Origin of the sequence: Enterococcus sp. DIV0802b (genome assembly GCF_050543535.1) — a bacterium.
Lineage (GTDB): Bacteria > Bacillota > Bacilli > Lactobacillales > Enterococcaceae > Enterococcus_D > Enterococcus_D entomosocium.
This window is the reverse complement of sequence record NZ_CP172941.1, coordinates 558925-572055: the sequence shown is the minus strand read 5'-3', so window position 1 is coordinate 572055 and position 13131 is coordinate 558925. Positions and strand designations below refer to the sequence as shown.

The following is a 13131-nucleotide window of genomic DNA, read 5'->3' as shown; positions in this document are numbered from 1 at the left end:
TCCTCTATTTATTCAGAAACAGATTTTGCCCGGCTGTTTTTCTTGAAAATCGTCAATCCGATCAAGACCGCGACTACCGCAATTATCCCTGAGAAGATGGCGATTTGACCTCCCATATTGGCTAAGTTTCCTAGGAAGATCCCTGCAACTCCATAGTCGGTATCAGAGAAAGTTGATCCTTGGAACCCAAGATCCCCCATGACTGGCATCAACAAGATCGGCATGAAGCTGATAATGATCCCATGAATAAAGGAACCAATCACGGCGCCTCGCACACCACCCGTTGCATTGCCGTAAACACCTGCCGTTGCGCCACAGAAGAAATGGGGCACGACACCTGGAATAATAACGGTTGTTCCTGTGAAGACCATGATGATCAAACTAACGATCCCACCGACAAAGCTGGTTAGAAAACCAATCAGAACAGCATTTGGCGCATAAGGAAAGACGATCGGGCAATCCAATGCAGGAATCGCATTAGGAACAAGCTTTTCGGAAATCCCTTTAAAGGCTGGTACGATTTCTGCCAAAATCAGACGGACACCAGCTAAAATCACAAAGACACCAGCGGCAAACGAACCAGCTTGCTGCAACGAATAAATGATCGAGTTCGTGCCATTGCTAAGATTTTCTGTAATAAATTCACTCCCAGCAAAAATTGCTACGATCACGTATACAATAGCCATCGTAATCGTGATACTAACAGTAGAGTCCCGCAAGAAAGACAGGCCTTTCGGAAAATTGATGTCTTCGGTAGATTTTTCCTTATTGCCGACGTATTTCCCAATCAACCCGCTCAATGCGTAGCCGAAGTTCCCCGTATGCCCCAATGCGACGGAATCATTTTTAGTAATTTCTCGAGTAAACGGTTGTGCGATCGCTGGGAAAATCGTGTTACAGATCCCTAACGCTAAGCCGCCAAATAAAACTAGATTAAAAGTATTCATTCCAGTAACGCTCAAAATCACCGCAATCATGCAAGCCATATACAACGTGGCATGCCCAGTCAAATAAATGTATTTAAAGCGAGTGATACGGGCAATCAAAATATTGAAGGCCATTCCGGCTAACATAATAAGTGCGGTATAGGTGCCGTATGTCGTCAACGCTAGCGCAACGATCGCTTCGTTATTAGGTACGACCCCTTGCATGTTAAAGGCTGCTTGGAACATCTCCCCAAATGGCGCCAGAGAGCTTTCGATCACCCCAGCCCCGGCAGTGACCACGAGAAACCCAACAAAGGTTTTGATGCCCCCTTTGACGATCGTGGCAATGTCTTTTTTCTGCAGCACATTCCCCAAAACGGCGATCAGCGCAACTAAGATCGCTGGGGTACTCGCGATATCTACAAGAATATCTAAAAATTCGTTCATGACTGTCTACTCCTTTTTATAGTAATCCTTTTTCCTGACAAACGGCTTGAACCTTTTGCTTCAATTCATCGAGATCGATAATACTGTCTAACACCACGATCTCACCTAGATGCTGCGCACTATCGGCTAAATCGCCACCAACGAAGAAAACATCCGCCATATCGGGTGCGGCACTTCCTAAATCATAATGGGACACTTCCACACCTGAGACACCCAATTCATTTAAAACAGAATTGATATTCATCTCCACCATAAAACTTGATCCTAATCCTGACCCACACACTGCTGCAAATTTCATTTTTCATCTTCTCCTTCTCTGATCACTTCAATTATTTGATCCGCATTGGTTGCGGAAAGTAACGCAGTTAGTTTTTCATTATTCGACAAAATTTTTGTTAAACTCGCTAACGCTTTTAGATGGAGCTCATTGTCAACCGCCGCCAAACATATAAACACTTGAATGGGGTGTTGCGGATCATCATTCAAAAGTACTGGCTCTTTGACTTTTAATAAAGACATCCCGATCGCATTGACCCCATCTTCTGGACGCGCATGGGGCAAAGCGATGCCTTTTCCAATATGGATAAAAGGACCGTGATCTACCACTTTATTGATCATGGCGGTTATATACTGTTCCTCAATTTTATTGGTCTTTTTTAATGGCGCAGCAGCTTCTCGAATGGCTTCTTGCCAAGTCAGCGGCACCTCAGTAAATTGGATGGTTTCTGCTGTTAATAAATCTGATAACATCGGACGTTGGTCTTCCCTTCTATTCAATTCTCGATTGATTTTTCTTTGCAAAATTTTTCTCAGCTTTTGCTTACTGATGCCTGCTTTTAAATCAACATAGGGCAAAATCACTTCTAACACATCGTCAATGGAATGCAAACCAGTTTTTGAAGGAAAGAATGCCGCTTGTACGTTTCTAAGCAGTTCATCCTTCTCAATGGGCGTCATAATCGGATTGATCACATAACATGGTCGTTTGGTTTTGATCGGGGCACTGGAAAAAATCAGATCAATCTCTTCATTGAAACGAACATTTTCATACTCTTCGATCGAACGAGCCGGCAAAAAATGGATCTGGGGAAACAGTTCCTTTAATTCTGATTCCAAAATCAAGGATGAACTGATGCCGCTTGGGCAGACAACTAATGCATTCAATTGGAAGTAATCACGTTTGGCCTTTTGTTTACTGATTTCTCCACCAAACAAAATCGTAAAATAACCGATTTCTTCATCAGGGATCGTACCGACTAGGTCTTCTAAAGAACCCAGTGCTCGTCTCGTCAGTTCAAACAACTCATTGTATTGCAGCTTGATTTCTTCAATCAGTACATTCTCCAGTGGAAAACCGTAGCGGATTCGAAAATACGCCGGGACAAGATGATAGAATGTGTTCATCAAAAGGGTGCGATAGTCCACAAACTCGATAGCTGCCAGCCGTTCCATTTCATGAATGATCTTACTGGCACATTCCAATAAAAACTCTAATGAAGTATCTTCGATATCTCCTTGCAGAATCGTTTTCAACAGGATCGTTACATAAAGTTCTTCTGTTTTCCGATCTTTGATGGCAGGAAATTCTGCTAAAAACTGCTGACTAACTTGATGGACATGCAGCGACTGTAGCAGCGATGTTTCTGTCTCCGCTAAAGAAACAGCCGTTTCTGCCATCCGAAAGGATAAATAATTAAGAAAATAAAGCATTTCTTCGAAGCGGCTCGGTACGATCACCAGATTGAAGGCAGTCAATGTTGCGGACAAACGATCTCTTATTTGAATATATATCGTTTTATTCTGCTCGTAGATTCCCTCAAATAAAAGCAAATTCCCATTTTTCGTATTGGATAACGCACTGACTTTTCGAAAAGCAAGAGCGCGAATCTGATATTCCTCTCCCTCTAGATAAAAGCCATATTTTCGAGAGTACAATAGTTGAATCTTGAAAGCTGCAAGTTCCTCTCTGATCCCCTTTAAATCCTTCAAAATCGTATTTTTACTGACATAGAACAGCTCTTGAAACCGGTAGACGGATAAGTCTTTCACTGCTGAAAAAGTCAGAAGATAAATCATGGACCGCCGCTCTTCTTCCGAAAAAAACAACGTGTTCTTCTGGACATCGAAAAGAATTTCCGGCCATTTTCGTTGAATCAGCGAAGGAATCAAAACTTCTCCCTCATGCATCGTGATTCGTTGATTCAACCGCTGTTCAGTGATTTGATTGATCTTGGCAATCTCCGCCAGAAATTCCTCATCCCTCCACTTCGTCAACTGAAGAAACGCCTCAATATTTGGTTCTGAAAACAGATACGTCAATTTGAAATGAATCATATTTGCTACCCCCACCTAAACTATAGCTTGCACAAAATGAAATCGCCATCATTTCTCGGCACAACTGAAGCTCCGTTTTTTTTAAACGATGGACCGAAGAGGAGATTTCAAGGATTACCATAACATCCAATAAAGTATTCGAGAAGGTTTTATTGATAGAAGCAAATGATAAAAAATACAACATTAAAAAAAGCGAATCATTTACTGATTCGCTTAGATAATGATGCTATTTGTTGTTTTATTATTGAAACTATCAGAATCATGAAGGACAATCGTCTTTTTTCCAATATACTTTTTTAAAGTTATTTTCTAATACCTAAAAATACTTATCTTAATGAATGATGGAAAATAGGCTTCTTCTATCTACTCACTTATACTCACAGGAATCGTTGTTCCCGTTTCTTGCGCCTCTGCGGTTTCATTTTTCACTTGCTGCTTTTCCAATATTTTGAAAAATGGCATATAAATAAAATATGAAATGAAAATCGATACAAAAGACCAAACGGCTGCTCCAATACTACCATTAGTAGCTAAATAAGGACCAATAATAGGAGGAATAGTCCATGGAACTTGAATAACAATCGGTCCTACTATACCAATATTCATTAAGATATACGTACCGATACATAGGACCATAGGCGTTGCTATAAACGGAATAAGCATTACAGGATTCATCACAATAGGCAAACCAAAAATAACCGGTTCATTGATACAAAAAATAGCTGACGGCAAAGATAATCGTCCAATCGACTTATACATCTTACTTCTGGAGTGGAGCATATTTAACACTAGACCGAGTGTTGCTCCAGTTCCGCCTAAACACATAAAGACAATCCAAAATCCATCGGCAAAAACATGAGGTACTTCTGCACCACTTTGAAAAGCTGCCGTATTATCAGCAAGATAACTTAGGAAAACAGGGGTCGCAATTCCAGACAAAACATTGTCTCCGTGGATTCCACATATCCATAGCAAACAAACGAGAAGTGTGTATAACAGCATGCCTGGGAGTGTTCCCATCCCTTGCATTAAAGGTTGGAAAACAATAGTAATGATTTCATTGATATCAACCCCTAATAAAGTTCTGACGATCCATATAACGGTCAGAATAAATGCCCCTGGGATTAACGTTGCAAAAGAAGTTGCTACAGTGGGCGGCACACCTTCTGGCATTTTTATTACAATATTATGAGTGACAAACCATTTAAAAGCATGAGTGACAAATACCCCAACAATGATCGCGGTAAACATACCACTAGCACCAAAATTAGCCAAATTTATCGTCCAGTCATCGTTTAATGTTGCTAGAAGAAAGCCGATAGTTGTGAGCATCGAATTAGAAATAGCATCAACACCAAACTCTTTTCCTAAATGATAGCCTATACCAATGGCAGATATCAGTCCAAGGATTCCGAACGTAACATTGACTGGTGCATTCAACTGCGGTCCCCAATTTGACACAAAATCCATCCATGACTGTATTGGAAAGTTACCAATGATTAGGAAGATACTTCCAACAATAGTAAAAGGAATCGTCATGGAAATCCCATTTCTTATAGCAACTAAGTGTTTACTATTGCCTATTTTCAGCAATATAGGCAATACCTTGTTCTCAATGACCTGCATCTTTTTTCCTCCTTTTAGTTCACGACTTCCTTATCAACCACCAATACAGGATCTTTGTGCAACCATAGAGAAGTAACTGGACACTCTTTTGTAATCGTACCGCATAGAAACTGTTGTATCGCAGATTTCTTTTTTGCTCCACTAGCTTGTACGATCATTGTTCCAGATTGTAATAATTGTCCTATCCCTAACGTAATTCCTTTCGTACGATCAACTTTCTCGTCTGAAAAATATTTTTTCCCAACACTTTGGGTTGATTCGTCTAAGTTCACTATATGAGCTTTATCTTCGAAGGACGAACCAGGCTCATTAAAACCTAAGTGACCATTTTCTCCAACCCCAAGCAAACTCAGTGTTAATCCTCCATTCTCCTCGATAAATTTATCAGCTTTTTTGCATTCCTCATTTAAATCATCGGCTAAAGGATCAAATGTGTGAAGTTGCTTTAGGTCAATAGGAACCCGATTGAATAAGTTTCTTTTTAAATAGGATAGACAACTGCCTTCATTTTTCGGATCGATTCCAACCCATTCATCTAGTTCAATAAACTTTGCCTGGGATAAATCTATTTCTTTGTTGATTGCTGCTTCTGCAATGATGTTAAGCGTTCCTACGGGTGTATCACCACCTGCAAAGCAATATAACCCATTTGGCTTTTCTTTTAAGACATCTAAAATGAGTTTTGCACAGATCTTACTGACTTCTTGGTAATTTGCCTCAACATAGTATTTTACTTTCATTGTCATTCTCCTTTAAAAAAATTCGGCAGATATTCTTTGTGTGCTAAAAGCATTTCATCAAGTAGTTGCTTTGCTGTCCTATCACTTGGAACTAAGGGATTGATCGTCATCGCTAATAAAGCAGTGTTATAGTCTCCCGTAACAGCTGCTTGGGCCGCTATACGTTCAAAAGACTTAATTTGTTGAACTAGTCCTTTGATAGGAATAGGTAATTCACCTGTAGTCAAAGGGATCGGTCCTTGTTTTGTAATCAAACAATTTACTTCAACCGCTGAATCACAATCGATATCACTGATGGCACCATTATTTCTTGTATTGACCGTTTGAATATCACGTTTGTCATTATAGATGGAATTAATTAAATTACATGCTGCTTCACTATAATAAGCGCCCCCACGTTCTGACAATTGAGGTGGTTTGATTGCTAGATGTTCATCTTTATAAAGTTCAAACAACTCATGCTCGATTTTCTGCACAACTTCTGCACGAGTTCCTTCTTTCTCTGCTGATCGTTTTTGCTCAGACAACATAGTAGCTGTTTGATAGTAATACCTTAAATAGCCGATGGGAATCATGCCAAGTGTTCGGAAAAAATTTGGTTCCCATTCTAAATCAGCAATGTTTTTCAGACCAACTGCATCGCCAGTATCTTGCGTCATCAATGTAAGTACTTTTTGGGTCACATCAATCCCTTTATGATAAATCTTTTTCGCAAAAACCATATGATTTAGCCCAGTAAATTCAACATATAATTCTTCTTTGGGTACTTTTAATGTTTCTGCAATGCCACGTTCTATTCCAATTGGTCCATTACACAAACCTACTACTCTACGCATATTGCTATGGCGTAAGACAGCTTCTGTCACCATGCCAGCTGGATTAGTGAAGTTGATCAGCCATGCTTCTGGGCAAAGGCGCTCCATATCTTTCACTATTTCTAAGATAACAGGAATCGTGCGTAATCCTTTAAAAAGCCCTCCTGGACCATTCGTTTCTTGTCCAATCGTGTCATATGTTAAAGGAATTCTCTCGTCTTTCGCTCGCGCTTCCAAAAGACCTACACGAAATTGCGTCGTAACGAAGTCCGCATCCTTTAATGCCACTTCACGATCAAGAGTCATATAAATTTTCATTGGAAGGTTCGCTTTTTTTACCATACGTTTAGCAAGTTCCCCAACTATTTCTAATTTCTCTCTTCCTTGTTCAATATCCACAAGCCATAATTCTGAAATCGGTAATTCAGCATATCGTTTAATAAATCCTTCTATCAATTCTGGTGTATAACTTGATCCACCGCCAATTGTTGCAATTTTTATTCCTTTATCCATCCAGAAACACTCCTTTAACTTAACTACATGGTCAGTATAGATTATTTTTATCCCCTTAAATACCGCTTTTAAGTAAACGGTTACAAAAACAGACGATTGACACCGGTTACAATCCTGTTACAATTTGTAACAGGAGGGGATTACTATGTTGTTTCTTGACTATCAACCAGACTTAAATGAAACGGATATTGAGGTATATAAAGCAATTATTTCAGAGGTAAATGCAGTTGCTTCCATGAGTATTCGAGAATTAGCTGAGAAAAGTCATACGAGTACTGCCAGCGTATTACGCTTTTGTAAAAAATTTCGCTGTACCGGTTTTTCTGAATTTAAAATTTACCTTAGTGCGTATCTCGAATCTCTTAAAGAAGAAAAAGAGGTAAAAACACTTGATTTTGAGAGTGAACTCTTGAATTTTTTAGCACGGACACAAGACAAATTCTTTGAAGATAAATTTGATGAGGCAGTTCACTTATTGATGGAAAAAGAGCTGATTATTTTTATTGGCGTAGGCTCCTCAAATGTTGTTGCTGAATATGGTTCTCTTTATTTCTCGTCACTATTTAACATGGCGATTCGCATTGAAGATCCTAGTAATTATCCTATTAATTACCTATCCACTGAGTTAGCAAAAAAAATGTGTATCGTCGCTTTATCCGTTTCCGGCGAGACCACAGAAATCATTCAATATTTAAATCATTTGAATCTATCAGAAAGCTCAGTAATAGGAATTACCAGCAGCTCTAATTCAACACTTTCTAAATTAGCTGATATTTCAATAACCTATAATATTTCGCTAGAAAAAATTAATGAAGCTGATATTACAACCCAGATACCGGCAATGTATATTATTGAAAAGTTAGCCAAAACCGTGAGAAATAGAATGGAAACTCAATAGATTTGTATAAAAAAATTCTTGCTAATAAATTCTTCAGGTAATTCTTTCCGTCTAAACACAAGTTCACCGACCGATATTTCCACAAAAAAAGAGACTCACATACATCTATGTGGTCTCTTTTTGTTATATAGATTTGTTCAGTTTATTTGTTTCACTTACCTTTGGTTTGAGACGACTTCAAAAAATCTTGTGAAGTTTCCTCTTCTCAATCATTTGACTCTTCATTTCCTATTGTTGAGGTAACTTTTTCATCGATACGTAAAAATGGTAAGTAGATAAAAACACTCACAGCAATGATCGCAATTTGTAAGACTGATGCTCGCCAATCGCCACCAGTTGCTAAAAATCCAGATATGACGGGAGGAGTGGTCCAAGGTATCTGCACGACTACATGATTGATCAAACCAACAGCTGTCGCAAAATATGCAACTGTTAGGGAAAAAATCGGCGCCAATACAAATGGAATAATCAAACTAATATTGAAAACAATTGGTAAACCAAAAATGATTGGTTCACTGATATTAAAAAGTGCTGGAGTTACGGATAATTTTGCAAAGTCTTTGTAATCTTTACGACGACTAAAGATAAAAATAGCAATTAGCAAAGCAATAGTATTTCCTGACCCTCCCATAACAGCAAACGTATCTTTAAATGCCATGTTTATGATATGTGGAATATCTTCCCTATTCGCATAAGCAGCCATATTCTCTTGCATATTTTGAATCAAGAACGGATCGAGAAGTGAACCTGATATCACTGCTTGATGAATTCCAAACCCAAAAAAGAGATTTGCAATTGAGGTAATTAAGAGGAACCCTGGTAAACCTGTCGTTACCCTACTTAAAGGCCCAGTGATTAGAGTAGTAATCAACGAATTAACATCCATATTGAATAATTGATTGACAGCAAATGAACCAATTGCGAAGGTAGTCACGGTAATCATGATTGGAATAAGGACGTTAAAAGACTTCAACACAGCTGGAGGGATATTTCCTGACAATTGAATTTGTAACTTTTTATTATTAGATAACTTAATAAAGAGTTCCGTAGCAGCTAAGCCCACAAAAATTCCAACGAACATTCCTGACGCACCAGTATGAGTGACAGGAATAACCCCACCTACTTCCAGCGCTTCTTGACTTCCTTCTGGTGTAAACATCGTCATCATAGGGGTGAGAACAATAAACGTTGAAATAGCGACTAGAACAGCAGCAATATGATTTGTATAATTTCTGCTAACACACATATGATAAGAAACTGCCGCAACAACTAATAGTGTCGTTATACTTAGCGTTCCATTACTGATGGAAGTCCCGATCTCTTGAATCGTCGTTAATGTTGCTGGATCAATAATATTTCCCATAAATCCTGTTGGCTCTAAAATAACATAGTTGATCAATGTAACAAATCCCGCCAACATCATAAAAGGCATAAAAGTGGCGAAAGCATCCCTTAGTGTTCGAAGATGAATCTGGTTACCTAACCTTGTGGCTATTATTCCGAACTTTTCAAAAATAGCATCTTTTTTACTCATAATTCCAATCAGTCTCCTTTTTTAGTTGTAAGCGATTGCTTATGGGATGATCATACACCAGCTCCCCTAAAAAGTAAATATCTTTATTTAAAATTATATATCTTTTTTGAAAGTCAAAAAAAAGACCAACAAAATTCGTTAGTCTTCACTTCTCAACAAAAACTGCTTCAAAAATAAAATCTTTGTATAAATGTCTCGAAAGAGAATATTCAAACGGTATACCAGAAGACAATGACACCACTTTGTCTACCTCTATCATAAACTCGCCTGGTTTTACAGAAAGAATTTCCGCATCGAAATCATTTGCCACATCCCCTTTGATCCAAATATGGGAAGATTTAATCTCTAGACCAAGCTCATTTGTAATGTAGCCATATACAGAACGTTTCAAATGCTTTGGTTCTAACCCCGGTATAACAGAAAGTGGCATAAACGTTTGCTCAATAGAATAAGGCTGTTCATCAATAAAACGACTTCTAATAATATTATAGACATACTCTTTTTGATTTATTTCTAAAATTTCTGCAACTTCATTCGATGGCAATTCAATTGAGAACGTATGGATTTCAGAAGTCACATGTTCTTCCCCTACTAAATCAAAAAGACCTTCATTTGGTCCAAACACTTTCGAATTATCAATTGGTCTGCGTAGAACTTCCGTTCCAAATCCACTACGTGTTCGTAAAACTCCCTCTGATACTAGCATATCAATACCTTTCTTCACAGTGAGCTTACTTGTTTGATACTCATGCGCAAGTTCATCGCCCGTAGGTAATTTTTCACCGATTTGATAGGTTCCATTGGCAATTTTTTTCTTTACCTCCGTATAAACCTCCATATATTTTGGCTGTTTCTTCATAACTTACTCCCTCATACTCATCTCTATTACTTATACTTTAACATAAAAATTGTCTTTTTACAGCTAAAACCATACCCACCATAAAAAGATATATATTTTTAATAAAAAGTATTTATTTATATCAAAAGCAATGTTACACTGTTAAAAACGAACAGGAGGAAACGATAATGTCAATACATACTCAGTTAACATTTCCAGATGACTTTTGGTGGGGATCCGCTTGGTCAGCAGAACAATCTGAAGGGCGTGGAGAAACAGGAAAAGCAGAGACCGTATGGGATCGGTGGTTTCACGAAGAACCTCATCGTTTTTATAAACGAATTGGACCTAGTATTACGACAGACCATATCCATCGTTACCACGAAGATATTCAATTGATGAAACAAACCGGGCACAATTCATTTCGGGTGTCTATCTCATGGGCACGAATGTTTCCAAATGATGGGGTTGGTAAAGCGAACGAGAAAGCGATAGCCTATTATCGAGATCTTTTTACCGAAATGAAAAATAATAATATCAAAGTTTTTGCGAATCTCTATCATTTTGACATGCCAGCAAAATTACAAGATAAAGGGGGATGGGAATCACGTGAAGTTGTTGAAGCTTATGTAAATTTTGCTGATACCTGTTTTCTAGCGTTTGGCGACTTAGTTTATCATTGGTTCACCTTTAACGAACCTTTGGGGCCAATCTTGGGCTCTTATTTAGAAGATTTTCACTATCCAAATCTCATTGATTTTAAACGTGGTGCTCAAGCAGCGTTCTTTACCATATTAGCCCATGCAAAAGCCATTCAAACTTTTAAAAAATACCAGCTATCTAGCAAAATCGGAGTAATTCTCAATTTGAGTCCGACTTTCCCAAGAAGCCAAAATTCAGCAGATAAAAAAGCAGCAGAAATTGCGGATCTTTTTTATACTCGTAGTTTCTTAGATCCCATGGTCAAAGGAGTATTTCCAGAAAAACTAGTCTCTTTGCTGGAAGAATATGACCAATTACCCGTTGATTTCAATGACACAGACCTAAAAATTATTGAAGAGAATACCGCGCAGATACTTGGTCTAAACTACTATGAACCACGCCGTGTCAAAGCAAGAACTTCTGCCGTTAATTTAGAAAGTCCATTCTTACCAGAATGGTTCTTTGAACCGCATATTATGCCTGGTCGTCGAATGAATGAATATCGTGGATGGGAAATCTATGAAAAAGGAATTTATGATTTATGTATGGACATCAAAAATAACTATGGAAATATTGAATCCTTTATCTCAGAAAACGGTATGGGTGTTGCTAATGAAGAACGGTTCATGGATGAAAATGGACAGGTGATTGATGACTATCGCATTGAATTTATCCGGGATCATCTCGCCTATTTATGGAAAGCAATTCAAGATGGCTGTAATATAAAAGGGTATCATCTATGGACATTCATTGATTGTTGGTCATGGATCAATGCATATAAAAACCGCTACGGCTTAGTTTCTTTAGATTTAGCCACACAGAAACGTACAATAAAGAAAAGTGGCTTGTTTTACAAGGAACTAAGTAAGCAAAACGGTTTTTCCTACGATCTCGAGCGATTGGTAGATTAGCATTCACGAATATGATCGATAGTGATCTGTATAGAAGAAATCTGTTGCCACAACTCCTCTCTAGCACCTTTTAAGAAGGCGACAGGGTTTTATTAGTAAAAAAATAACCGTTTCCTTGCTAAAGTCGACGGTTATTTTTTTGTCATTTTTCACTGTGGCTAGGATACGAAAGAGCAGCATGGCAATAAATGTACCAGAATTTATCTGGAACTTATTAGCCGCTAGTTTCGATAATAATGCTTCCCTTTTCTTTAAACATTGCATTCGTTTTTAGATGTTCGAACACTTTTCAAAAATGACTACATCGAACACCTTATTCCAATTGAGAATAAGGTTTTGCCTATGTCGCTTATCGATTTTGTTTGAAAATATCCTTGTTAAAGTTGAAAAATCACTCTCTTCTTGCTATACTAACTATGTAAAGAGGAGTCGTTGCCACAACCCCTCTGCAGCGCCATTTAAGACGGCGACAGGTTTTTTAACTTAAAAGATAACCGTTTCCCTGTTAAAGTCGACGGTTATTTTTTTTTGTCATTTTTCACTGCGGCTAGGATACCAAAGATCAGCATGGCGGTAAATGTACCAAAACTGATCATTAGCCCGATTGCTTCCGCTGTGGACAAAAAGGCTTCTCCTTTCTGAAGAGTTAGTACTTACATTCATAAGCACCACCACCTTTCAAAGATAGCCACCGTCACAAACTTTACTGCAGTCAAATGGTACCATACTTCCATCAATAAAACTTTCAAATGCCAAGGATTTATCGTTATTTTTTTCACGGTGCATGGTCCATTTGCTTTGATTCATTCCATAGAATCGTCAAAATAACCTGCTGTTCTTTCTTCAA

The 13131-nt window shown here is 38.2% G+C and carries 11 protein-coding genes; 2 read left to right on the top strand and 9 right to left on the bottom strand.

The features are described from left to right. Positions 1 to 8: 8 nt before the first annotated feature. From IGJ12_RS02675 to IGJ12_RS02650, 6 genes are all read right to left on the bottom strand, one after another. Positions 9 to 1373: a PTS ascorbate transporter subunit IIC gene (locus IGJ12_RS02675; RefSeq protein ID WP_086299099.1), complete on the bottom strand. Its 1365-nt coding sequence runs from the start codon at positions 1371 to 1373 to the stop codon at positions 9 to 11. A 16-nt stretch (positions 1374 to 1389) separates the two neighbouring features. Then, positions 1390 to 1671, bottom strand: a complete 282-nt coding sequence (locus IGJ12_RS02670) for a PTS sugar transporter subunit IIB (RefSeq protein WP_005227537.1) — start codon at positions 1669 to 1671, stop codon at positions 1390 to 1392. Continuing rightward, positions 1668 to 3707, bottom strand: a complete 2040-nt coding sequence (locus tag IGJ12_RS02665) for a BglG family transcription antiterminator (RefSeq protein ID WP_430619312.1) — start codon at positions 3705 to 3707, stop codon at positions 1668 to 1670. Before IGJ12_RS02665 ends, IGJ12_RS02670 begins: the two co-directional genes overlap by 4 nt. 363 nt (positions 3708 to 4070) lie before the next feature. Continuing rightward, positions 4071 to 5333: a PTS sugar transporter subunit IIC gene (locus tag IGJ12_RS02660; protein ID WP_005232072.1), complete on the bottom strand. Its 1263-nt coding sequence runs from the start codon at positions 5331 to 5333 to the stop codon at positions 4071 to 4073. 14 nt (positions 5334 to 5347) lie between these two features. Then, the gene (locus tag IGJ12_RS02655) at positions 5348 to 6073 is read right to left on the bottom strand and encodes a glucosamine-6-phosphate deaminase (RefSeq protein WP_034878070.1); all 726 of its coding nucleotides are present in this window, start codon (positions 6071 to 6073) and stop codon (positions 5348 to 5350) included. Between the two features lie 2 nt (positions 6074 to 6075). Beyond that, complete coding sequence (locus IGJ12_RS02650; RefSeq protein ID WP_430619311.1) at positions 6076 to 7401, bottom strand: 6-phospho-beta-glucosidase; 1326 nt, start codon at positions 7399 to 7401, stop codon at positions 6076 to 6078. A 145-nt stretch (positions 7402 to 7546) separates the two neighbouring features. Here IGJ12_RS02650 and IGJ12_RS02645 point away from each other — a divergent pair, with 145 nt between their 5' ends. Then, positions 7547 to 8299: a MurR/RpiR family transcriptional regulator gene (locus IGJ12_RS02645; protein WP_005232077.1), complete on the top strand. Its 753-nt coding sequence runs from the start codon at positions 7547 to 7549 to the stop codon at positions 8297 to 8299. Positions 8300 to 8504: 205 nt separating this feature from the next. On the opposite strand, the gene IGJ12_RS02640 is transcribed toward IGJ12_RS02645, so the two are convergent. Beyond that, a complete protein-coding gene (locus tag IGJ12_RS02640; protein WP_016611335.1) occupies positions 8505 to 9833 on the bottom strand; it encodes a PTS sugar transporter subunit IIC in 1329 nt (442 codons plus the stop codon). Positions 9834 to 9978: 145 nt separating this feature from the next. Continuing rightward, a complete protein-coding gene (locus tag IGJ12_RS02635) occupies positions 9979 to 10692 on the bottom strand; it encodes a GntR family transcriptional regulator (RefSeq protein WP_016611336.1) in 714 nt (237 codons plus the stop codon). 167 nt (positions 10693 to 10859) lie between these two features. Between IGJ12_RS02635 and IGJ12_RS02630 the strand changes: the two genes are divergently transcribed. Further along, on the top strand, positions 10860 to 12284 hold the full coding sequence (locus IGJ12_RS02630) for a glycoside hydrolase family 1 protein (protein ID WP_142437795.1): 1425 nt from the start codon (positions 10860 to 10862) through the stop codon (positions 12282 to 12284). A gap of 518 nt (positions 12285 to 12802) precedes the next feature. Here IGJ12_RS02630 and IGJ12_RS02625 read toward each other — a convergent pair. Further along, entirely contained in the window at positions 12803 to 12907 is a 105-nt protein-coding gene (locus IGJ12_RS02625; protein ID WP_017144486.1) for a putative holin-like toxin, read from the bottom strand. Positions 12908 to 13131: the final 224 nt, after the last annotated feature.